This window comes from Streptomyces sp. NPDC102406 (assembly GCF_044765725.1).
GTDB lineage: Bacteria > Actinomycetota > Actinomycetes > Streptomycetales > Streptomycetaceae > Streptomyces.
Window position 1 is genome coordinate 1 of the sequence record NZ_JBIWKP010000015.1, and the last position, 25,930, is coordinate 25,930.

The 25,930-nt window shown below is 73.4% G+C and carries 28 protein-coding genes; 17 read left to right on the forward strand and 11 right to left on the reverse strand.

Translation table 11 applies throughout. The features are described 5' to 3' along the window. Positions 1 to 385: 385 nt before the first annotated feature. Positions 386 to 1,063: a pyridoxamine 5'-phosphate oxidase family protein gene (locus ACIRF8_RS34370; RefSeq protein ID WP_404221556.1), complete on the reverse strand. Its 678-nt coding sequence runs from the start codon at positions 1,061 to 1,063 to the stop codon at positions 386 to 388. A gap of 37 nt (positions 1,064 to 1,100) precedes the next feature. On the opposite strand from ACIRF8_RS34370, the gene ACIRF8_RS34375 reads away from it, so the two are divergent. Further along, on the forward strand, positions 1,101 to 2,432 hold the full coding sequence (locus tag ACIRF8_RS34375) for an aminotransferase class I/II-fold pyridoxal phosphate-dependent enzyme (RefSeq protein WP_404221559.1): 1,332 nt from the start codon (positions 1,101 to 1,103) through the stop codon (positions 2,430 to 2,432). Between the two features lie 39 nt (positions 2,433 to 2,471). Here the strand turns inward: ACIRF8_RS34375 and ACIRF8_RS34380 are convergent, their stop codons facing one another. Further along, positions 2,472 to 3,413, reverse strand: a complete 942-nt coding sequence (locus tag ACIRF8_RS34380) for a DMT family transporter (protein WP_404221562.1) — start codon at positions 3,411 to 3,413, stop codon at positions 2,472 to 2,474. A gap of 75 nt (positions 3,414 to 3,488) precedes the next feature. On the opposite strand from ACIRF8_RS34380, the gene ACIRF8_RS34385 reads away from it, so the two are divergent. Continuing rightward, entirely contained in the window at positions 3,489 to 4,406 is a 918-nt protein-coding gene (locus ACIRF8_RS34385; protein WP_404221564.1) for a LysR substrate-binding domain-containing protein, read from the forward strand. Positions 4,407 to 4,434: 28 nt separating this feature from the next. On the opposite strand, the gene ACIRF8_RS34390 is transcribed toward ACIRF8_RS34385, so the two are convergent. Further along, positions 4,435 to 4,902 carry a pyridoxamine 5'-phosphate oxidase family protein gene (locus ACIRF8_RS34390; protein ID WP_404221566.1) on the reverse strand — a complete coding sequence of 156 codons (468 nt, stop codon included), beginning with the start codon at positions 4,900 to 4,902 and terminating at the stop codon, positions 4,435 to 4,437. A 117-nt stretch (positions 4,903 to 5,019) separates the two neighbouring features. Between ACIRF8_RS34390 and ACIRF8_RS34395 the strand changes: the two genes are divergently transcribed. Then, positions 5,020 to 5,661, forward strand: coding sequence for a cysteine hydrolase (locus tag ACIRF8_RS34395; RefSeq protein ID WP_404221568.1), 642 nt, complete (start codon positions 5,020 to 5,022; stop codon positions 5,659 to 5,661). Here ACIRF8_RS34395 and ACIRF8_RS34400 read toward each other — a convergent pair. Beyond that, positions 5,648 to 6,103, reverse strand: coding sequence for a Rieske (2Fe-2S) protein (locus ACIRF8_RS34400; RefSeq protein ID WP_404221570.1), 456 nt, complete (start codon positions 6,101 to 6,103; stop codon positions 5,648 to 5,650). The two genes, ACIRF8_RS34395 and ACIRF8_RS34400, sit on opposite strands and share 14 nt — an antisense overlap. 109 nt (positions 6,104 to 6,212) lie before the next feature. Between ACIRF8_RS34400 and ACIRF8_RS34405 the strand changes: the two genes are divergently transcribed. The 7 genes from ACIRF8_RS34405 (at position 6,213) to ACIRF8_RS34435 (ending at position 12,247) form a co-directional block, all read left to right on the forward strand. Then, positions 6,213 to 7,025: a HipA family kinase gene (locus ACIRF8_RS34405; RefSeq protein WP_404221572.1), complete on the forward strand. Its 813-nt coding sequence runs from the start codon at positions 6,213 to 6,215 to the stop codon at positions 7,023 to 7,025. Then, complete coding sequence (locus ACIRF8_RS34410; protein ID WP_404221574.1) at positions 7,022 to 7,405, forward strand: DUF3037 domain-containing protein; 384 nt, start codon at positions 7,022 to 7,024, stop codon at positions 7,403 to 7,405. The genes ACIRF8_RS34405 and ACIRF8_RS34410 overlap by 4 nt, the downstream gene beginning before the upstream one ends. Positions 7,406 to 7,551: 146 nt before the next feature. Then, complete coding sequence (fabG, locus tag ACIRF8_RS34415; RefSeq protein ID WP_404221576.1) at positions 7,552 to 8,313, forward strand: 3-oxoacyl-ACP reductase FabG; 762 nt, start codon at positions 7,552 to 7,554, stop codon at positions 8,311 to 8,313. Positions 8,314 to 8,330: 17 nt separating this feature from the next. Then, complete coding sequence (locus ACIRF8_RS34420) at positions 8,331 to 9,098, forward strand: SDR family oxidoreductase (protein ID WP_404221579.1); 768 nt, start codon at positions 8,331 to 8,333, stop codon at positions 9,096 to 9,098. 206 nt (positions 9,099 to 9,304) lie between these two features. Continuing rightward, positions 9,305 to 10,834, forward strand: coding sequence for an ABC transporter substrate-binding protein (locus ACIRF8_RS34425; protein ID WP_404221770.1), 1,530 nt, complete (start codon positions 9,305 to 9,307; stop codon positions 10,832 to 10,834). 90 nt (positions 10,835 to 10,924) lie between these two features. Further along, positions 10,925 to 11,608: a uracil-DNA glycosylase gene (gene ung, locus ACIRF8_RS34430; RefSeq protein WP_404221582.1), complete on the forward strand. Its 684-nt coding sequence runs from the start codon at positions 10,925 to 10,927 to the stop codon at positions 11,606 to 11,608. Positions 11,609 to 11,695: 87 nt separating this feature from the next. Further along, entirely contained in the window at positions 11,696 to 12,247 is a 552-nt protein-coding gene (locus ACIRF8_RS34435) for a hypothetical protein (RefSeq protein ID WP_404221585.1), read from the forward strand. Positions 12,248 to 12,263: 16 nt separating this feature from the next. Here ACIRF8_RS34435 and ACIRF8_RS34440 read toward each other — a convergent pair whose 3' ends face one another. Continuing rightward, on the reverse strand, positions 12,264 to 12,749 hold the full coding sequence (locus ACIRF8_RS34440; protein WP_404221587.1) for a hypothetical protein: 486 nt from the start codon (positions 12,747 to 12,749) through the stop codon (positions 12,264 to 12,266). Between the two features lie 138 nt (positions 12,750 to 12,887). Between ACIRF8_RS34440 and ACIRF8_RS34445 the strand changes: the two genes are divergently transcribed. Beyond that, complete coding sequence (locus ACIRF8_RS34445; RefSeq protein ID WP_404221589.1) at positions 12,888 to 13,790, forward strand: Gfo/Idh/MocA family protein; 903 nt, start codon at positions 12,888 to 12,890, stop codon at positions 13,788 to 13,790. 27 nt (positions 13,791 to 13,817) lie between these two features. On the opposite strand, the gene lnt is transcribed toward ACIRF8_RS34445, so the two are convergent. After that, complete coding sequence (lnt, locus tag ACIRF8_RS34450; protein WP_404221591.1) at positions 13,818 to 15,398, reverse strand: apolipoprotein N-acyltransferase; 1,581 nt, start codon at positions 15,396 to 15,398, stop codon at positions 13,818 to 13,820. Positions 15,399 to 15,509: 111 nt separating this feature from the next. After that, entirely contained in the window at positions 15,510 to 15,980 is a 471-nt protein-coding gene (locus ACIRF8_RS34455; RefSeq protein ID WP_404221593.1) for a nuclear transport factor 2 family protein, read from the reverse strand. A gap of 136 nt (positions 15,981 to 16,116) precedes the next feature. Between ACIRF8_RS34455 and ACIRF8_RS34460 the strand changes: the two genes are divergently transcribed. Further along, a complete protein-coding gene (locus ACIRF8_RS34460) occupies positions 16,117 to 16,830 on the forward strand; it encodes a hypothetical protein (protein WP_404221595.1) in 714 nt (237 codons plus the stop codon). A gap of 18 nt (positions 16,831 to 16,848) precedes the next feature. Next, entirely contained in the window at positions 16,849 to 17,604 is a 756-nt protein-coding gene (locus tag ACIRF8_RS34465) for an SDR family oxidoreductase (RefSeq protein ID WP_404221597.1), read from the forward strand. 30 nt (positions 17,605 to 17,634) lie between these two features. Here the strand turns inward: ACIRF8_RS34465 and ACIRF8_RS34470 are convergent, their stop codons facing one another. From ACIRF8_RS34470 to ACIRF8_RS34480, 3 genes are all read right to left on the reverse strand, one after another. Beyond that, positions 17,635 to 17,811, reverse strand: coding sequence for a hypothetical protein (locus ACIRF8_RS34470; RefSeq protein ID WP_404221599.1), 177 nt, complete (start codon positions 17,809 to 17,811; stop codon positions 17,635 to 17,637). A gap of 92 nt (positions 17,812 to 17,903) precedes the next feature. Next, a complete protein-coding gene (locus tag ACIRF8_RS34475) occupies positions 17,904 to 18,779 on the reverse strand; it encodes an undecaprenyl-diphosphate phosphatase (RefSeq protein WP_404221601.1) in 876 nt (291 codons plus the stop codon). Between the two features lie 198 nt (positions 18,780 to 18,977). Then, entirely contained in the window at positions 18,978 to 19,961 is a 984-nt protein-coding gene (locus ACIRF8_RS34480) for an ArsR/SmtB family transcription factor (protein ID WP_404221603.1), read from the reverse strand. An 83-nt stretch (positions 19,962 to 20,044) separates the two neighbouring features. On the opposite strand from ACIRF8_RS34480, the gene ACIRF8_RS34485 reads away from it, so the two are divergent. The 3 genes from ACIRF8_RS34485 to ACIRF8_RS34495 all read left to right on the forward strand — a co-directional run bounded on the left by ACIRF8_RS34485 (position 20,045) and on the right by ACIRF8_RS34495 (position 23,493). Further along, positions 20,045 to 21,232: an MFS transporter gene (locus ACIRF8_RS34485; protein WP_404221605.1), complete on the forward strand. Its 1,188-nt coding sequence runs from the start codon at positions 20,045 to 20,047 to the stop codon at positions 21,230 to 21,232. A gap of 178 nt (positions 21,233 to 21,410) precedes the next feature. Then, the gene (locus ACIRF8_RS34490; protein ID WP_404221607.1) at positions 21,411 to 22,571 is read left to right on the forward strand and encodes a Gfo/Idh/MocA family protein; all 1,161 of its coding nucleotides are present in this window, start codon (positions 21,411 to 21,413) and stop codon (positions 22,569 to 22,571) included. Continuing rightward, entirely contained in the window at positions 22,564 to 23,493 is a 930-nt protein-coding gene (locus ACIRF8_RS34495) for a PmoA family protein (RefSeq protein ID WP_404221609.1), read from the forward strand. Before ACIRF8_RS34490 ends, ACIRF8_RS34495 begins: the two co-directional genes overlap by 8 nt. Positions 23,494 to 23,536: 43 nt before the next feature. Here ACIRF8_RS34495 and ACIRF8_RS34500 read toward each other — a convergent pair whose 3' ends face one another. Next, positions 23,537 to 24,244, reverse strand: a complete 708-nt coding sequence (locus ACIRF8_RS34500; RefSeq protein WP_404221611.1) for a TVP38/TMEM64 family protein — start codon at positions 24,242 to 24,244, stop codon at positions 23,537 to 23,539. A gap of 419 nt (positions 24,245 to 24,663) precedes the next feature. On the opposite strand from ACIRF8_RS34500, the gene tuf reads away from it, so the two are divergent. Continuing rightward, positions 24,664 to 25,845, forward strand: a complete 1,182-nt coding sequence (tuf, locus tag ACIRF8_RS34505) for an elongation factor Tu (RefSeq protein WP_404221613.1) — start codon at positions 24,664 to 24,666, stop codon at positions 25,843 to 25,845. Positions 25,846 to 25,930: the final 85 nt, after the last annotated feature.

Sequence of the window (25,930 nt, forward strand, 5' to 3'; positions counted from 1 at the left end):
CAACGGCTCGATCACCGCCCACGATTCATCAGTCAGCTCATGTCGACGCACCACAAAGACACCAACGACCCAACCACTTTGCGGACACGACCTAGGGCGTGTTTCGGAAGTAGCGTCGTCCGCCCGAAGGGCGGGCCCCGCGGCGTCCGGTGCGTGCGATCGCAAGGCGCCGGGGCGTCCTCATGGCGGAGCTGTGCGGACGTTCCGGCAACGCCGCTGGGGGTCCCCCCTGCTCGAAGAGCTTGGGGGAGTGCGTGCCAGGTGTCGCGGGGCTGGGGGCACCTCCCGGCCGGAGGCTGGGGGAGGGACTTTCGAAACACGCCCTAGGAGACCTCGGAAGTCCCGCCCGGCCCACCACGCCGACCTTCCGCCCGTCGGGCAGGTGTCACAGGTCCCTGAGATAGGCGGGGACGTCGATGCCGTCGGCGAGGTCGTCCGCCGGGACGAGCGGGCCGTGGCTCTGCCGCAGGGGGACGAGACCCGTCCAGTGCGGCAGGTCCAGGTCCTCGGGCTCGTCGTTCGGGCCGCCGGTGCGCAGCTTCGCCGACACCTCGGCGAGGTCGAGGCTGAGCACGGCGGTCGCGGCGAGCTCCTTGGCGTTCGCCGGGCGCGCGTCGGCGGACCGGCCCGGCACGACGTGGTCGACGAGCGCGTCCAGGGCGAGCCGCTTCTCCTCCGGGTCCGTGACCTGGTGCGCGGTGCCGTGGATCACCACGGAGCGGTAGTTGATGGAGTGGTGGAAGGCGGAGCGGGCAAGCACCAGGGCGTCGACATGCGTCACCGTCAGGCACACCGCGAGCCCCGGGTCCTGCTGCCCTGCCATCCGCAACGGACGCGACCCCGTGGACCCGTGCACGTAGAGGCGCTCGCCCACGCGGCCGTAGAGCGTGGGCAGCACGACCGGGGCGCCGTCGCGCACGAACCCGAGGTGGCAGACGTACGCCTCGTCGAGTATCGAGTGGACCAGGGCGCGGTCGTAGGCGGCGCGTTCCTTGGAGCGCGTCGGCACCGTGCGCTCGGTCGGCGCGTAGGCGGGGGCTGACGACTCAGGGGCGACACTCATGTTGCGGACTCCATTGCACTAGTGCAAACTATGGTTTGTGCTAGGAGAGTATCGGATCACCGGGCGGCGTGCCGCGGACATTTCCGCGAGCGTCGAGGGCGCGGTCGCCGACGGCCTGCTGGAACCGGGGCAACCGCTGCCCCCGATGCGGGAGTTGGCGCAAGAGTTGGGCGTGAATTCCAATACGGTCGCGGCCGCCTACCGCACCCTGCGCGAACGCGGGGTGATCGAGACGGCGGGGCGCAGGGGCAGCCGGGTGCGGCCCAAGCCGGCCACGACCGGTCGGGAGCAGATCAGGGTGGACGTGCCACCGGGTGTGCGGAACGTGTCCGACGGCAACCCCGACACGGCGCTGCTGCCTTCCCTCGCCGAGGCGTTCAGGGCGGCGGCGACCGAGGCGGACCGCGCGCCGGTGCTGTACGGGGACGAGCCCCTGGAGCCGGAGCTGGTGCGCAGGGCGCGGGCCGACCTCGACCGCGACGGGGTGTCCGACGGACCGGTGGCCGTCGCGTCCGGGTCGCTGGACGCGATCGAGCGCGTCCTCACCGCGCACCTCAGGCCGGGTGACGCGGTCGCCGTCGAGGACCCCGGCTGGGGCAGCGTGCTGGACCTCGTGCCCGCCCTCGGACTGCGCCTCGTACCGGTCGGCGTGGACGACGAGGGACCGCTGCCGGGCGACGTGGAGCGCGCGCTGCGGGAGGGGGCGCGGGCCCTCGTGGTGACCGACCGGGCGCAGAACCCGACCGGCGCCGCCGTGAGCGCGGCACGGTCGAAGACGCTGCGCGCGGTGCTCGCGGCCCACCCCGACGTGCTGCTCATCGAGGACGACCACGGGCACGGCATCGTCGATCTGCCGCCGCACCCGCTGGCCGGGGCCACCCGCCACTGGGCGTTCGTCCGCTCCGTCGCCAAGGCGTACGGGCCCGATCTGCGGCTCGCGGTCCTCACCGGCGATCCCGTCACCGTCGACCGGGTGCGCGGCCGCCAGCGCCTCGGGCCCGGCTGGGTCAGCCGTGTCGTCCAGCGGGCGGTGGTCCATCTGTGGGCGAGCGGCGCCGTGGACGCGCGGGCGGTCGCGGCCTCGTACGGTCACCGGCGCGACGCGCTGATCGCGGCCCTCGCCGCCCGGGGGGTCGACGCACACGGGCGCACCGGCATGAACGTATGGATCCCGGTGCCCGACGAGACCGGTGCCGTGGCGCGGCTGCTGCACGCGGGGTGGGCGGTCGCGCCGGGTGCCCGGTTCCGGATGAACGCCGGTCCAGGCATGCGGATCACCGTCTCCCGGATGCGTGTCGAGGAGATCGACGCGGTGGCGGACGCGGTCGCCGAGGCGGTGGGATCGCGACCGGCGAGACATTACGCCTGAGGGGGCGGGCGGGCGACGGGCGGGGAGCCGTCGAACCGGTCACGGCTTCGGGCGCGCCCTGGACTGGGTCAAGGCCGCGCCCGCCAGGACGACGGCCGCGCCGACCGGGGTCGACCAGCTCAGGGACTCACCCAGCACGGCGACGCCCGCCGCGGTCGCGATGACCGGGATGAAGTACGTGACCATCTGCGCCGTGGTCGGACCGACCTCCGCGACCAGGCCGTACTGGAGAAGGACCGCGAGGCCCGTGCCGAGGGCCCCCAGGGCGACGATCGAGAGCAGCGGGGCCGGCGCGAGACGGGCGGGCCAGGAGGTGAACATCGGGGTGACGACGGCCAGTTGCGCGGTGGCGAGCAGCAACTGGGCGCCGGTCATCGACAGATGCGAGTACCCGGTGTCCGCCAGGGTCCTGCGGACGTAGATCCAGCCGACCGGGTAGCTGAACGAGGCGAGCAGCGCCAGCACCGTGCCCGTCACGTCCAGACCGTGGAAGCCCTGCCACACGCCCAGGACCGTCAGCACGCCGAGGAAGCCGATGCCGAGGCCCGCGACCCGGCGCCGCGTCGGCCGGTCCTCCGACAGTGCGACCAGGGACAGGGCCATGCCCCACAGCGGCGACGTCGCGTTGCAGACCCCGGCCAGCGTCGAGGGGATCGTCTCCTCGGCGAAGGCGAACAGGGAGAACGGGAGCGCGTTCAGCAAGAGCGCCGCGACCGTCAGATGCCCCCAGGTCCTGGCCCCGCGCGGCAGCCGCTCCCGCTTCACCGCCATCGCCGCGGCGAGCACCAGCGTGCCGAAGAACAGCCGCCCGAACGTCACCTGGAACGGGGCGTACCCCTGCGTGCCCACCTTGATGAGCAGGAAGCTGAAGCCCCAGATGAGGCAGAGCGCGCAGAACCGGACGCGCCAGTCGAGCGCGCGAGGGGCCGGGGCGGCAGGAGGGGCGGACGGTGCGGTACGGGCGGAGGTGACGGTGCTCATGCACGCCAGGATCAGGCCCGGCCACTTCTTAGCACAAGCGAGATTCCGTGCGCTGTATCGATTAGCATCGCTTACATGTTGAACCTGGAGCGGCTGCGCGTCCTCGACGCGCTCGCCCGGCACGGCTCGGTGAGCGGCGCCGCCGACGCGCTGCACGTCACGACATCGGCCGTCTCGCAGCAGATGGCGAAGCTGGAGCGGGAGGTCGGCCAGCAGATGCTCGCCCGGCACGGGCGCGGGGTGCGCCTCACCGACGCCGGACGGCTGCTCGCCGACCACTCCGCCCGCATCCTGTCGCAGGTCGAGCTGGCCCAGTCCGACCTTGAGGCGCAGCGCGGACAGGTCGTGGGCGAGCTGCGCCTGTCCGCCTTCCCCACCGCCGCGCGCGGACTCTTCCCCGCCGCGCTCTCCGCACTGCGCGCCGCGCATCCGCAACTGCGGGTGCGGTCACAGGAGTCGGAGCCGGAGGCCTCGGTCGCCGGGGTGATCCGCGGCGACCTCGACCTGGCCGTCGTACTCGACTGGTACAACAAGCCGATGCCGCTGCCCGACGGCCTGGCCAAGGCGAGCATCCTCGACGACCCGGCGGACATCGCCATGCCCGAGGGCCACCGGCTCGCCCATCGCGCCGAGGTCCGCCTGGAGGACTTCGCCGACGACGAGTGGATCACCTGGGGCGACGGCGAGTTCTGTCATGAGTGGCTGCTGTTCACACTCCGCGCCATGGGCGTCGAACCCCGGATCGGCCATCGCGCCGCGGAGACCCACACTCAACTCGGTCTCGTGGCAGCCGGGTTGGGGGTCTGCGTGGCGCCGCTGCTCGGCCGCGCGCCGGTCCCGGCGGGCGTGGTGACCGTGCCGGTCAGGCAGCGGGTCAAGCGCCATGTGTACGTGGTGTGGCGGGCCGACGCCGATCGCCGGCCCTCGATCCGGGCGGCGGTGGAGGCGTTGCGGAAGGTGGGCGCGGAGCTGGGCCGGGCGGCAGCCGGCTGACGGCCCCGCCGGGGTTCGAGGCGGGCCCTCAGAGATCGGCCAGCTTGCGGAAGTCCCAGGAGGCCGTCCTGTCCGGGGTCAGCCGGGCCCAGGCGTGGCGGCCGTCGTGGAACATCTCGGACAGGCCGAAGTTCTTCCGGGCGAACAGCCGCTCCGGCGCGTCGAGTTCGGGGCAGGGCTCGCCCGTGCGCGGGGACTCGCCGACGAACTCGATGCGCCCGGACAGCTCGACGCCGCGCAGCTCCCCGTACTCCTCGCCCGCGTCGACCACCACGGCCACCCGCCCGTCGGCCCGCAGGTCGGACCAACGGCGGCTGCGCGCCAGGGAGTACAGCCACAGCGATGTCCCGTCCCACGCGAACCACAACGGGCTGACATGCGGCGTGCCGTCCGCCGACACCGTGGCCACCCGGCACGTGCGCTGCTCGGTGAGGAACGTGTCCAGCTCCTGCGGGGTCATCATGATCCTGCGTCCCCTGCGCTGGCCGACGGTCATGGGCGCTCCCGGTTCGATGGTCTGACGGAGTGTCAGAAGGGAGCATGCGGCCTCTTCCGTCCCCGCGCAATGGTGGTTAGTCTCCAGCACCCCGCGAAGCCGCGTACAGGGAGAGTCATGCCGACCCGTGAGGACCTGGCCGAGCTGCTGGCCCCGGCGAACACCGTGCTGCTGACCGTCGAGTGCCAGGAGGGCGTCGTCGGCACCGACAGCGCCCTGCCCGAACTCGCCGCGGAGGCCCGGACGTCGGGCGCCCTGGTCCACGTGGCGAGGCTCGTCGCCGCCGCCCACGCGAGTGGGGTCCAGGTGCTGCACGCCGTGGCCGAGCGCCGCCCCGACGGCCGGGGAGCCAACCGCAACGGGCGTCTCTTCCGCGCCGCCGAGCGACTGCCCGTCCAGCAGTTGAGGGGCACCAGGGCCGTCCGGATCGCCCCGCCGATCGAGGTCGCCGACGAGGACCTCGTCGTCCGCCGCCTGCACGGGCTCTCGCCGATCGCCGGGACCGACGTCGACCCGCTCCTGCGCAACCTGGGCTGCCGCACCCTCGTCGTCACCGGCGTCTCCGCCAACGTGGCGATACCCAACGCGGTCTTCGACGCCGTGAACCTCGGCTACACCGCCGTCGTCCCCCGGGACGCGATCGCGGGGGTGCCCTCCGAGTACACCCCCGCGATGATCCGCCACACGCTCGCCCTCGTCGCCACCGTCACCACGACGGCGGATGTCCTCGCCGCGTGGAAACGCCCTAGGCGAGGCTGATCGAGTCGCCGCTGACCATGATCTTCTTCTCGGGCAGCGGGCGGGTGGCCGGCGGGTGCGCGACGCTGCCGTCCTCGATGGAGAACTTGCTGCCGTGGCACGGGCAGTCGATCGTGCCGCCCTCGATCCTCGTCACCGCGCACCCCTGATGCGTGCACGTGTGCGAGAACCCCTTGAACTCGCCCTTCCTCGGCTGGGTCACCACGACACCGGCAGCGGCGAAGATCTTGCCGCCGCCCTCCGGGATGTCCGATGTCCTCGCGAGTTCCTCGCTGCCGCCGCCGCCCGCCGCCGCGGCGTCGCCCGCCGGTTCGGACGCGCCGTCCTTCGTGTCTCCGCACGCGGCCAGCGCCGCCGCGAGCCCCACCGCGCCGACCGCCGCGACGACGGTGCGCCGGGCGGGAGCCGGTCCGAGGGGCCCGGATTCCTGTGAAGCGGTCATGCGCTCGGTTCCTTTCGCTGGGCCGACCTGGATCCCGTGGGGGGTGCTCTCCCGTACGTGCCGTGATCCCGAAGCGTTCAACGTCTCGCCGATCTCATAACCTGGGCGCATGCTCACCGAAGTAGCGGCGACCCGATATATCACCCCATTGAGGGAGGGCGGATCGCTCCCCGGCCTGGTCGAGGCCGACGACCTGATCCCGTACGTCATGAAGTTCACCGGCGCGGGACAGGGCCGCAAGACGCTCGTCGCCGAGGTGATCTGCGGGCAGTTGGCGCGCCGGCTCGGCTTCCGGGTGCCGGAGCTGGTCGCCCTCGACCTCGACCCGGTCATCGGGCTCGGGGAACCCGACCCCGAGGTACAGGAGCTGCTGAAGTCCAGCGGCGGCACCAACCTCGGGATGCGGTTCCTGCCGCGCGCGCTCGGCTTCGACCCGCTCGCCTACACCGTCGGCCCCGAGGAGGCGGGCCGGGTCGTCTGGTTCGACGCCCTGATCAACAACGTCGACCGGTCCTGGCGCAACCCCAACATGCTGGTCCACGGCGGCGACCTGTGGCTCATCGACCACGGCGCCACCATGATCTGGCACCACAACTGGCGCGGCGCGGCGGCCTGGGCGACCCGGCCCTACGACGCCACCGACCACGCGCTCGCCCCCTTCGGACCGGACGTCGCCGCTGCCGCCGCCGACCTGGCGCCGCGCGTCACGGGTGACCTCCTCGCCGGGGCGGCGGCCGACGTGCCCGACGTCTGGCTCGCGGACGAGCCGGGCTTCGACAGCCCCGACGCGGTGCGACGCGCCTACGTGGAGATGCTGGCGGAGCGCGCCGAGACCGTCCACGAACGGATCGAACTGCCCCGCGGCGGCGCGGCGGACGCCGCGCGACCGACCGGCTGGGTGACGCGAGGAGCGGCACGATGAACGAGCGCGATGTCTTCGAGTACGCCCTGCTGCGGGTCGTGCCGCGCGTCGAGCGCGGCGAGCAGATCAACGCGGGCGTGATCGTCTACTGCCGCGCCAAGTCGTTCGTCACGGCGCTCACCCATCTCGACGAGGCCCGGCTCCTGGCGCTCGACCCCGAGGCCGATGTGGCCGGTGTCCGGGCCCTGCTCGGCGCCGTCGAGCGGCACTGCCGGGGCGGCGAGAGCGCCGGGCAGGCCGCGGCCGACGACGCGGGGCGCCGCTACCGGTGGCTGGTCGCGCCCCGTTCGACGGTGGTGCGGGCGGGGCCGGTGCACACCGGTCTGACGACCGATCCCGCGGCCGAGGCGGAGCGACTGCTCCAGCTTCTGGTGCGGTGAACTCTTCAGCGGAGTGATCAGAGGCACCCGATGGGTACGTTGACACCGGGTGCCAGGGCTTCTAGCGTCACCCGCACAGGGTACTAAGCGGTCGCTCACCCGTTCCGGAGTGGGCGACCGCCCTCTAGGGCGAGGAGACCGAGAGCATGTCCACCACTGAGCAGCGCGTAGCGATCGTCACGGGAGCGGCGCGCGGCATCGGCGCCGCCACCGCCGTCCGGCTGGCCGAAGAGGGCCGCGCCGTGGCCGTGATCGACCTCGACGAGGCCGCCTGCAAGGACACCGTCGAGAAGATCACCGCCGCCGGTGGCAAGGCGCTCGCCGTCGGCTGCGACGTCTCCGACGAGGCGCAGGTCGAGGCCGCCGTCGCGCGGATCGCCGACGAGCTCGGCGCCCCCACGATCCTCGTGAACAACGCGGGCGTCCTGCGCGACAACCTGCTGTTCAAGATGAGCGCGTCCGACTGGGACACGGTCATGAACGTGCACCTGCGCGGCGCGTTCCTGATGTCCAAGGCCGTCCAGAAGCACATGGTGGACGCCACCTTCGGCCGCATCGTGAACCTCTCCTCGTCGTCGGCGCTCGGCAACCGCGGCCAGGTCAACTACGCCGCCGCCAAGGCCGGTCTCCAGGGCTTCACCAAGACCCTCGCCAAGGAACTCGGCAAGTTCGGCATCACCGCCAACTCGGTGGCCCCCGGCTTCATCGTCACCGAGATGACCAAGGCCACCGCCGACCGCGTCGGCATGGACTTCGAGGAGTTCCAGGCCGCCGCCGCCACGCAGATCCCGGTGGCGCGCGTGGGCCGGCCCGAGGACATCGCCAACGCCATCGCCTTCTTCACGGGCGACGCGGCCGGCTTCGTCTCCGGCCAGGTCATGTACGTCGCCGGCGGACCGCTCAACTGAGGCCGGGGGAAAGACACATGACCACTTCGCAGCTCCCGCCCCTGTCCGGCAACGTCGCCCTCGTCACCGGCGCCAGCCGTGGCATCGGCTACGGCATCGCCGAGGCCTTCGTCGCCCGCGGCGACCGCGTCTGCATCACCGGTCGCGGCGAGGACGCGCTGAAGGAGGCCGTGGAGACCCTCGGCTCCGACCGCGTCATCCACGTAGCCGGCAAGGCCCACGACGAGGCGCACCAGGCCGCCGCCGTCGAACGCACCATGGAGGCGTTCGGCCGCGTCGACTTCCTGGTCAACAACGCCGGTACGAACCCGGTGTTCGGCCCCATCGCCGAGCTCGACCTGAACGTGGCCCGCAAGGTCTTCGAGACCAACGTCGTCTCCGCGCTCGGCTTCGCGCAGCAGACGTGGAAGGCGTGGCAGAGCGAGAACGGCGGCGCGATCGTCAACATCGCCTCCGTCGCCGGTGTCTCGGCCTCGCCGTTCATCGGCGCCTACGGCATGAGCAAGGCCGCCATGGTCAACCTTACGCTCCAGCTCGCGCACGAGTTCGCGCCGAAGGTGCGGGTCAACTCCATCGCGCCGGCCGTCGTGAAGACCAAGTTCGCCCAGGCCCTGTACGAGGGCCGGGAGGCCGAGGCCGCGGCCGGCTACCCGCTGGGCCGGCTCGGGGTGCCCGAGGACATCGGCGGCGCCGCCGCGTTCCTCACCTCGCACCAGGCCGACTGGATCACCGGGCAGACGCTCGTCGTGGACGGCGGCATCTTCCTCAACGCGGGCGTCGCCTGACGAGGGACCGCCGGGCGAAAATGCGGGCGTCGGATGACAACGCCTGACAAACGTCCTCGACGCCGAAGTGCCCCGTCCGATCAAGGGAGTTGATCAGGCGGGGCGCTGCGGTATGGTCTGCCGACCCTTGGCAAGGCTGATCGAGGAGCGTGCGCGTGTTCAGACGGTTGCTTGCCCCCCGCACGTCGGCGGTGATCGCGTCCGGGATGCTGGTCGCCGGGTGCGGCCTGGTGGGATCGGGCGGCTCGGAGAATGAGAAACCGATCGTGGTGGGCACCACCAGCGCGCCCAGCACCCTCGATCCCGCGGCGTCCTGGGACGGCTCCTGGGAGCTGTTCCGCAACGTGTACCAGACCCTGGTCGCCTTCCCCTCGGGCGCCGCCGAACCGGAGGCGGACGCGGCCGACTGCTCCTTCGCGGACGGCGCCAACCGCGTCTACCACTGCAAGCTGCGCGAGGGCCTGCGGTTCTCGGACGGGGACCGGCTCGACGCCGCGGCCGTGAAGTACTCGATCGACCGGATCCGCGCGATCGCCGTCAAGGGGGGCCCCGGCGGTCTCCTCGGCAGTCTCGACCGCGTCGAGACATCGGGCGAACGCGACGTGACGTTCCACCTGAAGAAGCCGGACGCGACGTTCCCCTTCGTCCTCGCCACCCCGGCCATGTCGATCGTCGACCCCGGCGAGTACCCGGCCAAGGCGCTGCGCACGGACGGCAAGGTCACCGGGTCGGGACCGTACGCGCTGCGGGCCTACCAGGACGACGAGGAAGCGGTGCTCGTCGAGAACTCCCACTACAAGGGGTTCGCCGAGCGCAAGAACGCCGCCGTGACGATCCGCTACTTCCCGACGTCGTCCGCGATGGTCGCCGCCCTGAAGGCCGGGCGGATCGACGCCACCTTCCGCGGTCTCGCGGCCGAGGACGTCGTGCGGCTCCAGGCCGAACGCGACGACACGGCGGGCCTGCAACTCGTCGAGGGCGCGGGCACGGAGATCAGCTACCTCGTCTTCAACCCGAAGGACCCGTGGGCGGGCAAGCGCGCCGTCCGCCGGGCCGTCGCCCAGGTCGTCGACCGCGGGGCCATCGCGCACGACATCTACAAGGACACCGTCGAACCGCTGTACTCCATGGTCCCCAAGGGCCTCGCGGGACACACCACCGACTTCTTCGACGACTTCGGCGACCCCAGCCCGGCCAAGGCCGCAGGCATCCTCTCCGCGGCCGGTGTCACCGCGCCGGTGCCGCTCACCCTCTGGTACACCACCGACCGCTACGGCTCGGCCACCGCGCCCGAGTTCGCCGCGCTCAAACGGCAGTTGGAGGCCTCGCGCCTGTTCACCGTGACGCTCAAGAGCCGGCCCTGGAAGACGTACGAGAAGGGGTACCGCAACGGGGAGTACCCGGTGTTCGGGCGCGGCTGGTTCCCGGACTTCCCCGACGCCGACAACTTCATCGCGCCCTTCGTGGGCCAGGAGAACGCGCTCGGCACACCGTACGTGTCGCCCGAGATCACCGGCCGGCTCCTGCCGCGGTCGCGCGGCGAGAGCGACCGGGGCGCCGTCGTGCGGCAGTTCCAGCGCGCCCAGCGGATCATGGCGGACGACGCCCGGCTGCTGCCCCTGTGGCAGGGCAAGCAGTACATCGCGGCCAGCGACGAGATCTCCGGCGGCGAGCGGGCCCTCGACCCCTCGACGATCATGATGATGTGGGAGCTGCACCGCAAAACGAGCTGGTGAGCCGGGGACGGGCGGCAGGCCTCCTTGTCAGTGGGTGCCGGTAGGTTCGGGGGTGTCGAAAGAAGTGCCCGTACCCCGGAGGTTGTTGACGTGACCGACACCGCGATGCTGCCCGAGTCCTGGCGCGGCGTCCTCGGCGAGGAGCTCCAGAAGCCCTACTTCAAGGAGCTCACCGAGTTCGTCGAGGAGGAGCGCGCGAAGGGCCCCGTCTACCCGCCGCGCGAGGAGGTCTTCGCCGCGCTCGACGCGACGCCCTACGACAAGGTCAAGGTGCTCGTCCTCGGCCAGGACCCGTACCACGGCGAGGGCCAGGGGCACGGGCTGTGCTTCTCGGTGCGGCCCGGTGTGCGGACGCCCCCGTCGCTGCGCAACATCTACAAGGAGATGCAGGCCGAGCTGGGCACCCCGATCCCGGACAACGGATACCTGATGCCGTGGGCCGAGCAGGGCGTGCTGCTGCTCAACGCGGTGCTCACGGTGCGGGCGGGCGAGGCCAACTCGCACAAGGGCAAGGGCTGGGAGAAGTTCACGGACGCCGTGATCCGCGCCGTCGCGGACCGGCCCGATCCGGCGGTCTTCGTCCTGTGGGGCAACTACGCGCAGAAGAAGCTGCCCCTCATCGACACCGAGCGGCACATCGTGGTGAAGGGGGCGCACCCCTCGCCGCTGTCGGCGCGGAAGTTCTTCGGCTCCCAGCCCTTCACACAGATCAATGAGGCGGTCGCGGCCCAGGGCCACGAGCCGATCGACTGGCGCATCCCGGATCTGGGCTGAGCCGTGCCTGTCCCGGATCGCGGGCGCGGGCCGTTAGCGTCGGTGCCCGGGACCGGTGCGCGGCCGGTCGGAGAGGCGGAGGAGCCAGTGGGACAGCAGCGCGAGCAGGCGGCGGACGACGCCACGATGACCCGCATCGGCCAGGCGGTCATGCTGGCGCACGCCGGGGACCGCGAGGAGGCGCGGGACCGCTTCCTCGGGCTGTGGGCGGAGATCGGCGAGGACGGCGACCCGCTGCACCGCTGCACGCTCGCCCACTACATGGCCGACACCCAGGACGACCCCGCGGACGAGCTGGCCTGGGATCTGCGCGCCCTGTCCGCCGCCGACGGACTCACCGAGGAGCGGCTCGCGGCTCACGAGGGGTCCCTGGCGTTGCGGGCCCTGTACCCGTCGCTGCACCTCAACCTGGCGGCGGACTATGTGAAGCTGGGCCGCCCCGGCGCGGCCCGCGGCCATCTGGCACGGGCCTGGTCGGTGGTCGACGCCCTGGGGGACGACGGATACGGGAACAGGGTGCGCGCCGCCCTCACCCGGCTCGAACAGCGGGTCGCGGGCATGCCGGACGACGGTGACGACGCAGCCGGGGGCGGGCGCCCGGGCGGCGAGCCGCTCGGGCCGCCGCGCCGCGGCTCCTGAGACGAGCGGCCACGCGTCAACCGCCGTACGTGGTGCGGCAGATGACGGCCTGCGGACTGTCCGGGTCCCAGCCGCCGTACTGACGGCCCAGCGTGCACACATCGGTCCGCGGCGGAGGCTTCCGCACGACGCGCGGCGCGGGCGCGGGCGCCGGCGCCGTCCTGCGAGGTGCGGGCGCGGCAGGCGCGGGTTCGGGCGCGGCGCGGCGGGCGGGCGCGGCCGTCCGCGGGGGAGCGGACGGGGGCGGTTCCCCGGTGCGCGGGGCGGCGGCGGGAGCCGGGTGCGGGGAAGGGCCCGTGCGCCTCAGGGCCTCCCGGGCGGGCGCCTGGACCGGTGGCCGGTCGGCGTGCCCGTCGGGGCGGGGCGCGGGGGCGGTGGCGGACGGTGAGGGCGCGGCCGGGGCGGCCGGGGAGCGGACGCTCATGCATCCGGACGTGACGGCGGCGGTGACAGCGGCGGTCGCCGCCAGCAGGAGCGTTGCTGAGCTGGACTTTCGGGGCACCCGCGCCACTCTGCTCGACGCGGCGGCGCGGAGGGAACCGCAGCGGGCGAGGTTGCCCCGCACGGGTGACGGCCAAGCTCGAGAGCCCCGTATGCTGCCCGGACGCGACGGGACAAGGCGACAGAGGAGCACGAAGACGTGAAGGTCGGCTGCATCGGACTCGGGGACATCGCGCAGAAGGCCTATCTGCCGGTGCTCGCCACGCAGGCCGGGACGGAACTGCATCTTCAGACCCGTTCGCCCGCGACTCTCGCGCGCGTGGGCGACCAGTTCCACATCCCGGCCGCGCAGCGCCACGGTGACCTGGACGCGCTGCTCGCCCAAGGGCTCGACGCGGCCTTCGTGCACGCGCCGACCACCGTGCACCCCGAGATCGTCACCCGCCTCCTGGAAGCGGGAGTCGCCACCTACGTCGACAAGCCCCTCGCCTACGAACTCGCCGACTCCGCGCGGCTGGTGGAGCTGGCCGAGGAGCGCGGCGTCAGCCTGGCCGTCGGCTTCAACCGCCGGTACGCGCCCGGGTACGCGCAGTGCGTCGAGCACCCGCGCGAGCTGATCCTCATGCAGAAGAACCGGGTCGGCCTGCCCGAGGAACCGCGTTCCATGATCCTCGACGACTTCATCCACGTCGTCGACACGCTCCGCTTCCTGGTGCCCGGCACGGTCGACGACGTCTCCGTGCGCGCCCGCGTCGAGGGCGGGCTGCTGCACCACGTGGTCCTCCAGCTCGCGGGCGACGGGTTCACCGCGCTCGGCGTCATGAACCGGCTCAGCGGCTCCTCCGAGGAGATCCTGGAGGTGTCGGGGCAGGACACCAAGCGGCAGGTCGTCAACCTCGCCGACGTCGTCGACCACAAGGGCCAGCCGACCGTGCGCCGCCGCGGCGACTGGGTCCCCGTCGCCCGCCAGCGCGGCATCGAGCAGGTCTCGCTCGCCTTCCTCGACGCCGTACGCGCGGGCAGGGTGCTCAGCGCCCGCGACGCGCTCGCCACCCACGAACTGTGCGAGCGGATCGTGCGCGAGGTGCGGCGCCACGCCTGACGCAGGCGCGCCGCACGGCCGCTGACGTCAGCGGCCGTCCCAGGCATGGGCGGGCGGCGCCTCGGACGCCGCCGTCCGGCGCCTGAGCAGCCGCGCCGCCTCCGCCGCGGCCAGCACCGCGAGGATCGCCACGGCCGCGTGCACCGGCCAGTCCCCGAAGCGGACGTACAGCGTGCTGCCATGGGCCGTCGGCACCGTGTACACGCGGGCCGCGGACGCCGAGGTGGGCAGCCAGGCGCCCGCCCGGCGCCCGTCCGGGCCGTACACCGCGGACACACCGGTCAGCGTCGCGTGCACCATCGGGCGGCCGGTCTCCGCGGCCCGCACCGCGGCGAGCGAGGCGTGCTGCCCCGGAGCCCAACTGTGCTGGAACGTGGAGGTCGAGGACTGGGCGAGCAGCAGCCGCGCCCCGTCCCGGGTCAGCTCACGCGTCATGTCGGGGAACGCGGACTCGAAGCAGACCAGCGGCCCGACGCGCAGTTCCCGGCCCCCGTGGCGCACGTCCATGACGACCTGGCGGGTGCCCCGCACGCGGTCCTCGCCCGCCGCCTTGCCGACGGAGGTGGCCCAGCCGAGCAGGGTGCGCGCGGGCACGTACTCGCCGAAGGGGACGAGCCGCATCTTGTCGTAGCGCTCGCCCGTCGGGCCGCCGGGGCCGACGAGCACCGAGGTCTTGTGGATCCCGGGGCTCCCGGCGTCCGCGTCCCGGCGGCGGGCGTCCACGTTGACCAGGACGTCCGCATCGACGGCGCGGGAGAGCGCGGCGACCCGGCGTGCCAGGTCGGGACGGTCGGCCAGGTCGAAGCTGACGCTGCTCTCGCCCCACACCACCAGGTCGACGTCCTGCCCGGCGAGTCGGCGGGTCAGCGCCTCCTCCCGGTCGAACCGCCGCTCGGCGCTGTCGGCACCGTCGATCACGCCCGGCTGGACCACGGCGACGCGCGCCTGCCCGTCGGTCTGCGGGCGCGGCGCCCACGCCCAGGCCGCACCGGTGACGGCGGCGGTCGCGACGAGCCCGGCCACCGCGGGGGCGCGCGCGTCGCGGGCGACGAGGAGCACGGCGACACCGGTGTTCACGGCCACCACGAGCAGGCTCACCAGCCACACCCCGCCCACGGAGGCGAGCCGCAGCGCCGGCGCCACCTGCCACTGGCTGGAGCCGAGCAGCCCCCAGGGCCCGCCGAGCCCCTGCCAGGAGCGGACCAGCTCGACCATCAGCCAGCCCGACGGCACGGCCACGAGCGCCGCCGCACCCCGCCCCGGCGTGGGCACACCGTGCAGGAGCCTGCGCACCAGGACGCCCCACGGCGCCCACAGCGCGCCGAGCAGCGCCGCGATGACGACGGTGAACACGTGCAGGCTCGGCAGCAGCCAGTGGTGGACCGCCAGCATGAACCCGAGGCCGCCGAGCCAGCCGTCGAGGGCCGCGCGGCGCGGAGAGTCCGCCGAGCGCGCCAGCAGCAGCCATGGCACGAGGGCGGCATAGGCGCACCACCACAGCGAAGGCGCGGGGAAGGCGAGCGCGGGCAGGGCGCCCGCGAGGAGCGCGGCGGCACCGCGCCACCAGGGCGACGATCCGAGCCGCTGCCGCCATCGCCCTAGCCGCATCGGCCGCGCCTCCCCGTTCGTACGACACCCGGCGCCACCCGCCGCGTGCCTCCAGTGTGCGCGCCCGCGACGATCAACGACAGGGGGCCGGCCCGGGCGGGGGAGGGACGGTCATGCCCCGGCCGGGGTCCGCTCCGGAGCGCGCCGCCACTTCTCGTGGACGGTCACCCGGTGCAGCCGCCAGCCGCCGGGCGTACGGACGAGCCCGAAGGCGTACCGGCCGCCGCTGACGAAGTCCGGGGCGGTGCCGTCGCCCGCGAAGCGCATGGGATTGACGTAGTCCGCCCGGACGTCGGCCGTGTCGCCGATCTCCCGGTCCACGGAGTCGAACCGCACCAGCCGGTTCACGATCAGGTGCTGCCGCATCGGGAACAGCTCCATCGTGGACGTCAGCCAGCGTGCGATCTCCTCGGCACTGCCCTCCACGCCCCCGGCGTCCCGGTAGTCGGCGCGGCCGTCCGGCGCGAACAGGGCGCGGTACGCCGCCCAGTCACCGTCGTCCACGGCCACCGCGTACCCGGTCACCAACTCGTCGACCGCGAGCCGGTCCAGGACGGTCGCCAGTTCCACACGCTGCGTCATCGGCCAAGTGTCGAGCCCCGGGTACGTTCCGCCAAGAGCTGCGCACCGAACCGTGATTGACACTGCGTCAGAAGTGGCCCGCGGGACGGGCCGGGACGCCGGGAGCGGCCGGGCGGGACCCTGTTACGGTCACCCCATGTCAGCACAGCCGAACACCCCGAACACCCCTGATGTCCCGGACGCGCCGGACGCCCGGAGCGCCGCGTCGAAACCGGTCCCGGGGCCCGTCACCGGTGACGACGTCGCGCAGGCCGTCGCGCTCACCGTGACCGCGCTGCGCCCCGCGCTCGACGCCGACTGGGACGTCCCGGCCGGCTCGCTGGAGTGGACGTGCTGGGAGACCGGCGAACACCTCGCCGACGACCTGTTCGCCTACGCGGCCCGGATCGGCTCGCTGCGGCCACCGACGGACGCGCGGGAACCCTTCGGCTGGTCGCGGCGCCGCCCCGAAGGACCCGCGAACACCATCACCGCCGACCCGGCGGCCGGTCCCGCGGGGCTCCTGCAGACGCTGGAGAGCTGCGGCGGACTGCTCGCCACCGTCGCGCGGGCGACATCGCCGACCGCCCGCGCCTATCACGTCTTCGGGATCAGCGACCCCGAGGGCTTCGCCGCGATGGGCGTCGTCGAGACGCTGCTGCACGCCCACGATCTGGCCCAGGGGCTCGGCGTCGACCTCCCGCCGCCCCCGGCCGACCTCTGCGCCCGCTCCCTGCGCCGCCTCTTCCCGGACGCCCCCGAGGACGCCGAACCCTGGCCGGCCCTGCTGTGGCTGACCGGGCGCGGTGACCTCCCCGGGCGCGAGCGCGTCGGTGAATGGCGCTGGTACGGTGCACCCCGCGCGACATGATCATCCTCGGGAGGACCCGTGACCCACCCCGACGCCCCGCGCCCCCGCACCCTCGTGACGGGCGGCAGCCGGGGCATCGGCGCGGCGACCGCGCTGCGGCTCGCCCGTGACGGACACGACGTCGCGCTCTCCTACGTCCACGACAAGGACGCCGCGGACCGGGTCGCCCAGGCCGTGACCGCGGCCGGCGCCCGCTGCGCCGTCCTCCGCGCGGACACCTCCCGGGAAGCCGACGTGGAGCGGATGTTCGACCAGGCGGCCGACCGGCTCGGGCCGCTCACCGGCCTGGTCAACAACGCGGGCGTCACCTCCGCGCTCGGCCCGCTCGCCGAGGCGTCCACCGACGACCTGCGCCGCGTCGTCGACGTCAACGTCCTCGGCGTCCTGCTCTGCTGCCGTCGCGCGGCCCAGGACATGGGCGCCGCCGGCGCGGGCGCGATCGTGAACCTGTCCTCGGCCGCCTCCACCCTCGGCAGCCCCGGCGACTACGTCCACTACGCCGCGTCCAAGGCCGCCGTCGACACGCTCACCCTGGGCCTCGCCAAGGAGCTCGGCCCGCTGGGCGTACGGGTCAACGCGGTGGCGCCGGGCATCATCGACACCGAGATCCACGCGGCGAGCGGCGCGCCCGACCGGGCCGAGCAGGCCGCCCCCGGCATCCCGCTGCGCCGCCCCGGCACCGCGGACGAGGTCGCCGCGGCCATCGCCTGGCTGCTGTCGGAGGACGCCGCGTACACGACGGGCACGGTCGTGCGGGTGGCGGGCGGTCGCTGAACCCGGCCCGCCGGGGCGACGGCGAGCGGGTCAGGCGGCTTCGCGGACGACTTCGGCGCGGACGGCCTCGGCCCACTCCGTCACCAGTCGCTCGTACTGCGCGCGCTGCTCGGCGCGGAGCCGTCCGCCGGCGCGCAGCCACAGATTCCGGATCTGCTCGTTCACCTCGTCGGCAGACCGCACGGAACCAGAACTGACAGGCGGCATGTGCCAAGGCTACGTGCCGGGCGACCGGATGGGAACCCTGAGCGAGCGTTCGGACGCGCCAAGTGATCGAATACGTAACGGAGTTGGCGTACTCAGCCTGCGGACTCGGCGGCGTGCGGGCTCAGGACGCCCATGCCGACCAGGACGAACAGGGCGATGCCGAGCGCGATCCGGTAGTAGACGAACGGCATGAAACTCTTCGTCGAGATGAATTTCATCAGCCAGGAGATCACCGCGTAGCCCACGCCGAAGGCGATCAGGGTGGCGAAGATCGTCGGGCCCCAGGAGACGTGGCCGCCCTCGGTCGCGTCCTTGAGCTCGAAGACGCCGGAGGCGAGGACCGCCGGGATGGCCAGCAGGAACGAGTAGCGGGCGGCCGACTCGCGGGTGTAGCCGAGGAAGAGGCCGCCGCTGATCGTCGCGCCGGAGCGGGAGACGCCCGGGATCAGGGCCATCGCCTGGCAGACGCCGTAGATCAGGCCGTCCTTGACGGAGAGGTCCTTGAGCTCCTTGCGGCTGCGGATGGCCCGGTGCCGCCCGCCCGTCTCGTCGCGCGCCGCGAGGCGGTCGGCGACGCCGAGGACCACGCCCATCACGATCAGCGTCGTCGCCGTCAGCCGCAGATCGCGGAACGGGCCCTCGATCTGGTCCTTGAACGTCACGCCGAGCACACCGATCGGGATGGAGCCCACGATCACGAGCCAGCCCATCTGCGCGTCGTGGTCGCCGCGCATGGTCCTGTCCGTCAGCGAACGGAACCACGCGGAGACGATCCGCGCGATGTCCTTGCGGAAGAAGATCACCACCGCGGTCTCCGTGCCGAGCTGGGTGATGGCCGTGAAGGCGGCGCCCGGGTCGCTCCAGCCCGCGAACGCGGCGGTCAGACGGAGATGGGCGCTCGACGAGATCGGGAGGAACTCCGTCAGTCCCTGGACGAGTCCGAGAATGAATGATTCGAACCAAGACATGAGGAGATGGCGTTCCAGGGTGGGGGCGGAACCGGCCGCGAACGCGGTCCGGACAGGGCTCGGCGAGCCCCCGGGGCCTGGGCCGCGGGCGCACGCGTGGGCAGCGTAGCGCCCGGAAGTGACGACCCCACCACGGGGTCCCGCCTCGACGGCCCGGCGTGGGGCGCGTCACGGCGGGCTGGGCAGCCTCACGCAGCCTCACCCCGCGCTCGTGCGCTGTGCCGCCACGAGCGTGTCACCGGCCGGGGCGCGGTAGTACAGCACCGAGCGGCCCGCGCGCCGCCGCCCCACCAGACGGGCGTCGAGCAGCACCTTCAGGTGGCGGCCGACCGAGCCGAGGCCCTGGCCGGTGAGGGCCACCAACTGGGAGGTGGTCAGCGGCTGGGCGAGCAGGACGAGGACCTGCGCGCGGGCCGGACCGAGCAGCGCGGCGAGCCCCGAGGGCGGCGCGGCCCGGTCCCGGTCGGCGAGGGCGCCCGCGCACGGGTAGACCACGGCGTACCGGTCGGGCGCCGTCTCCCAGGAGAACCACGCCTGCTTCGGCGTGACGGGGACGAACAGCAGCCGCGCTCCGGAGATGTCCCGCGGCGGGTAGTCGTGCGCGTTGATCCGCAGGCGCCCGTCGCCCAGCCAGCGCATGGCGGGGAGCATCCCGTCCAGCGCCGCCGCCCAGCCGCCGAGGGTCAACTGCCGGGTCCGGGCGACGACATCGGCCTCGATGACCCGGCGCCGCCACGTCCACTGCGGCCGCACGGTCTCCCGCCACACCCACGCCAGGAGCGCGGCCGTGCGCTCCGCCAGATCGTCCGCGCGGACCAGGGCGGCCGGTAGCGGTCCGGCGCAGGAGACGGCGAGATCGGCGCGTACGACGCCCGGCGGGGTGGCGCGGATCCGGGCGAGTCCGTCGTCCAGATCGAGGTCGCGGAGCCCGGCCGGGGTGGGGGTCAGGAAGTCGGCGGTCCAGGTCGCCCCGAACGCGGCGCTCACCAGCAGCGCCGTCACCGGCTCCGCGGCGAGACGCGCGCGGTAGGCGGGCAGGTGCCGGTCCAGCCACTGCCGTTCGCCGGGGTGCGCGGCCCTGGGCGCCGCCAGTTTCTTCAGGCTCGCGACCGTCTCCGCCAGCGACGACACCACGAACCGACTGCCCGCGAGCGTGTCCGCGTCGACCCGCCAGACACCCACGGTCCCCACTCCTCCCGCGCGCTTCGTTTCGCCGGTCCGCGAAACATTAACGCCCCGTTCGTGCCGCCCCGCACCCTCCGACCATGCGCACGTACCGAGAGCTGTTCACCACACCGGAATACCCGTCCTTCTTCCTGTCCTGCTCGCTCAAGACCGCCGCCCAGACCGTCGGCGGCCTCGCCCTCGGCTCCCTCGTCCACGCCTCCACGGGCTCGGCGCTGCTGTCCGCGCTCGCCATGTTCGGGCCGGCGCTCGCCCAGGTCGTCGGCGCGTTCACACTGCTGTCGGCGGCGGACCGGCTGCCCCCGCGCGCCGCGCTCGCCGGGCTCCCGCTGCTCCTCGGCCTCGCCACCGCCGTACAGGCCGCACCGGGCCTGCCCACGGCGGTCGCCCTCGCCCTCGTCCTGGCGCAGGGCGTGCCCGCGGCCCTCGGCGGCGGCATCCGCAACGGACTGCTCACCGACCTCCTCGACCGCGACGGCTACCTGCTCGGCCGCTCGGTCCTCAACCTGAGCACCGGCCTCTGCCAGATCCTCGGGTACGCGCTCGGCGGCGTCCTGGTCCACCTCCTCTCCCCGCGCGGCACCCTGCTCGTCTCCGCCGGTCTGTACGGCCTGTCGGCGATCGCCGCCCGCTTCGGCCTGACCCGGCGCGCGGCGCGGGCCACCGGCCGCCCCTCCGTCGCGGAGACGGTCCGCGGCAACGCGCTGCTGTGGTCGTCCGCACCACGCCGCTCCGTGTACCTGGCCCTCTGGGTGCCGAACGGGCTGATCGTCGGCTGCGAGGCCCTGTTCGTGCCCTACGACCCCGGGCACGCGGGGCTGCTCCTCTCCAGCGCCGCCCTCGGCATGCTCACCGGGGACCTCCTCGCCGTGCGCCTCCTGCCGCCCCGCCTGCGGGCCCGCCTCGGCGCTCCGTTGCGCCTGCTGCTCGCGGCGCCGTACCTGGTCTTCGCGGTACGGCCCGCGCTGCCGCTGGCCGCGGTCGCGGTGGGGGTCGCGTCCGTCGGGTACGCGGCGAGTCTGCTGCTCCAGGAACGGCTCGTGGCGCTGACCCCGCGGGAACTCGGCGGGCACGCGCTGGGGTTGCAGAGCGCGGGGACGCTCTCGGCGCAGGGGGTGGCGGCGCTCGTCGCGGGCGCGCTGGCCGAGGCCACGTCACCGTCGACGGCCATGACGGTCCTGGCGGCCGTGTCCCTGGCCGTGACCCTCGTGCTCGCGCCGGGCCTGCGTCCGGTGCGGCAGCCGTCTTCCCGGGCGGTCACGCCCTGAGCGGGACCGGCCGTCGGTGGATCAACCTCCTCCGGCCTGTTGACCCGCGTCATCCCGCCGCTTAGCGTCAGCGCGGGGAAAGCGCTTGCTACGCGTCTTGTCGCGCGACGGGCCGTGCGGCGCCGCCCCTTCGCGTCAGGTCCCGTCACCGCACCCCGATGGAGTGTTGATCGCGCCCATGCGCAGCACACCCGCACCGACCCGCTCCGGCCCCCGTACCCACCGCCTCAAGGCCGCCGTCGTCGGCACCGGCGCCATCGCCCGCGTCAGCCACCTGCCCGCCCTCCAGGAACTCGCTGCCGAGGGCGAGGTGGAGATCGTCGCTGCCGTCGACATCGACGACGACGCCGTACGCCGGTTCTGCGCGGACGGCGGTGTCCCGCACCCGTACACCGATCTGGGGCGGATGCTCGACGAGCAGCGCCCCGACCTCGTCACCATCTGCACCCCGCCCACCCTGCACCGCGCACAGACCGTCGCCGCCCTGGAGGCCGGTGCCTGGGTGTGGTGCGAGAAGCCGCCGACCCCGTCCCTGGCGGAGTTCGACGCCATCGAGGCGGCCGAGGGCCCGCAAGGCGGGCCGTACGCGGCGATCGTCTTCCAGCACCGGTTCGGCTCGGGCGCCCGGCACGTACGCGACCTGCTGGCCGAGGGGGGAGTGGGACGGCCGCTCGTCGCCCACTGCCAGACGACCTGGTACCGGGACACCGCCTACTACGCCGCCCCCTGGCGCGGCCGGTGGGCCACCGAGGGCGGTGGCCCGGCCATGGGGCACGGCATCCACCAGATGGATCTGCTGCTCGACATCCTCGGGCCCTGGTCCGAGGTGCGGGCCATGGCCGGACGCCTGGTGCACGACGTGGAGACCGAGGACGTCTCGACCGCCCTGGTCCGCTTCGAGAGCGGCGCCATGGCCACCGTCGTGAACAGCGTCCTCAGCCCCGACGAGGTCAGCCGCATCCGCATCGACTGCGAGCGCGCGACTCTGGAACTGACCCATCTGTACGGCTACGGCAACGCCGACTGGACCGTCACCCCCGCCCGCGACGTCCCCAGGGAACTCGCCGCCTCCTGGCAGGACTTCGGCACCGACGTGCCCAGCTCCCACGTCGCCCAGCTCCGCGAACTCGTCGCCTCCATGCGCGCGGGCGAGCGCCCGCGCGGCAGCGGGCCCGACGGGCGCACCAGCCTGGAACTGGTCTCCGCGCTCTACAAGTCCGCGTTCACCGACGTCACCGTCCGCGCCGGCGAGATCGGCCCCGGCGACCCGTACTACACAGCCCTGCACGGCGGCGCGCCCGGCTGGGCACCCCTTCAGGAGGCCGGTGCCCATGAATGAGACCCTGCGCGTCGTCCACGCCCACGGCGACCGGATCACCGTCACCGAACCCACCACGGGCGTCGACCTGTTCGCGTACGTCTACCGCCGCGAAGCGGCATGGGAGGCCCCCAAGCCGTACCTGCACCCGATCAGGACGCTGAGCGGCGCCGTCGTCACCGACTACCGGCCCCACGACCACCGCTGGCACAAGGGCCTCCAGATGACCGCCTCCCACCTCTCGGGCCAGAACCTGTGGGGCGGCAACTCCTACGTCCACGGCGAGGGATACCTCGCGCTGCCCGAACGCGTCGGCTCCATGGCCCACGTCGGCTTCGACGACATCCGCGCCGACGCCACCGGCCTCGTCATCGCCGAGCGGCTGACCTGGCACCCGTACGACGGTGCCCTGTGGGCCGAGGAGGCGCGCCGCATCGAGGTGCGCGACGTCGACCCGGCCGCCGGGACATGGGCACTGACCTGGGCCAGCGCCGTCACCAACCGCCGCGCCGAACCGCTGGTGTTCGGCAGCCCCACCACGCACGGCCGCGAACTCGCCGGGTACACCGGCCTGTTCTGGCGCGGCCCGCGCGCCTTCCGGGACGGCCGCATCCGGACGGCCGACGCCGAGGGGCCCGGAATCATGGGCACGCAGGCGCCCTGGCTCGCGTACAGCGGGGAACACGACGGGTCCGACGGTTGCGCCACGCTCGTCTTCGAACACGCCCCGGAGAACGACCACGCGGGGGAGCGGGGCGCGCATCCGGCGCACTGGTTCGTGCGCAACGACCCGTTCGCGGCGGTCGCGCCCTCCTTCGCCTACTACGACGACCTCGTCCTGGAACCCGGCGCGACCCTCAGCCGCCGCTACCGCGTCGTCGTCGCCGACGGGGAGTGGGAGCGGGACGAGATCACCGACTACCTCGCGCGGCACCCCTGGTGAGGCCCGAGGGCGCTGCGGGACGGACGCTGCGGGCCGACACGCCCTAGACCCTGGCCCGGAGCTTGTGCCGCTTCAGCCACGCCACCAGCGCGCCCGCCACGCCCGTGATCGCGATGAAGCCCATCGCGGCCAGGAACACCGGGGACGTCGGCGTCGAGGCGCGGGCGCCCGCCACCACGTAGGCCGCCGTGTTCGGGATCGAGCCGAGCGCGGTGGCCAGCAGGAACGAGGTCCAGCTCATCCGGGAGATCGACGCGCAGTAGTTGGCCGCCCAGAACGGGACGCCGGGGAAGAGGCGCGCCGCCAGCATCGAGCGGAAGCCGTGCCTGCTCAACTGGCCGTCCGCCGCCTTGAGCCACCGCCCGCGCAACAGCGGGCGCAGCGCGTCCTGGCCGAGCATCCGGCCCAGGCCGAAGGCGAGACCCGCGCCGAGGACGGTCCCGCCGATCGCCCCGAGCAGACCGAGCTGCGAGCCGAAGAGGGCGCCCGCCGCCAGGTTGAGCAGGGGACGCGGGAGGAAAGCGACCGTGCACACCCCGTACGCCACCGCGAACAGCACCACCGCGGCGGCGCCGCCGACCTGGGCGGGCCAGCCGCCGGACAGGAACCGCTGCGGCTCGAAGAGCAGTACGCACGTCCCGCCCGCGGCCAGCAGCAGCACCAGGAGCGACAGTCTCGACCAGGGCGAGAGCAGCGCTCTGGTGCAGCGCGCGGCCAGGCCGGAGGGACGGACGGCTACGGGTTCGAACATCCGGGGAGACTAACCGACACCCGCATAAGATCGCCGTAGGTTGTGTCGCACTTCTCCCCCTCTTCTCCCGCCGCACGGCGACGTGTTCGCGCCGTCGGCCGTCCGGGAGGCGCCGACGGAGGCCGGGCCCCCGCCGGCGAAAACCATTCGACTCGGGCCGCAGCGTCGGCGATGCTCTGCACATGGTCCGGCACGCCTTCCTCGCAGCTCCGCCCGCAGTCGCGGGCGCTGCTCAGGCTGCCGCCTTTCACGCTGTCCCGTGCGCAGCAGCCGTCGACGGCGCGCGAAGCTGACCCTCTCCGGACATTCCGGCGGACCCCGCAGGGGGAGGGTCGGCAGGGCTCAGGGGTCCCCGCCTCCCGCAGGAGGCCCTCGCGTATCCGAAGCACTCGGATGTTCCGGAAAGAGAACACCCAGCCATGCCCAAGACGGCATACGTGCGCACCAAGCCGCACCTGAACATCGGCACCATGGGCCACGTCGACCACGGCAAGACCACCCTGACCGCCGCCATCACCAAAGTCCTCGCCGACCGAGGCGCGAGCACCTTCGTGCCCTTCGACCGGATCGACAAGGCGCCCGAGGAGGCGCAGCGCGGCATCACCATCAACATCGCGCACGTCGAGTACGAGACCGACACCCGGCACTACGCCCACGTGGACATGCCAGGACACGCCGACTACATCAAGAACATGGTCACGGGCGCCGCCCAGCTCGACGGCGCGATCCTCGTGGTCTCCGCCCTCGACGGGATCATGCCGCAGACCGCCGAGCACGTCCTGCTCGCCCGGCAGGTGGGCGTCGACCACATCGTCGTGGCGATCAACAAGGCGGACGCCGGTGACGAGGAACTCACCGACCTCGTCGAGCTGGAGGTGCGCGAGCTGCTGTCCGCGCACGGGTACGGCGGCGACTTCGTCCCCGTCGTCCGGGTCTCCGGCCTCAAGGCGCTCGCGGGCGAGCCCCGTTGGGAGGCGTCGATCGAGGCGCTGCTCGACGCGGTGGACACGTACGTGCCGATGCCCGAGCGGTACGTGGACGCGCCGTTCCTGATGCCGGTCGAGAACGTCATGACCATCAGCGGGCGCGGCACCGTCGTCACCGGCGCCGTGGAGCGCGGCCGGATCCGCAAGGGTGACCGCGTCCGCGTGTACGGGGCCGAGTCCCTCAAGGAGGGGGAGACCGTGGTCACCGGCATCGAGACCTTCGGCAAGCCGATGGACGAGGCACAGGCCGGGGACAACGTGGCGCTGCTGCTGCGCGGGGTGGCGCGGGACGCGGTGCGGCGCGGGCACGTCGTCGCGCAGCCGGACAGCGTGCGGCCCGCCAGGCGCTTCACCGCCCAGGTGTACGTCCTCTCCGCGGCCGAGGGCGGTCGCAGCACGCCGCTCGCCACCGGCTACCGGCCGCAGTTCTACCTGCGTACGGCGGACGTCGTCGGCGACGTCGACCTCGGCGAGGCGGCCGTCGCCCGGCCGGGGACCACCGTCACCATGACGGTCGAACTGGGCCGCGACGTGCCGCTGGAGGCGGGGCTCGGCTTCGCGATCCGCGAGGGCGGGCGGACCGTCGGCGCCGGCACGGTGACGCGCGTGGAGTGAGGACGAGATGTGGCCGGGACCCCGGGGTTCCGGCCACACCCGCGTACGCCACACTGGCCACGGACGGGACGGACGGACCCGACGG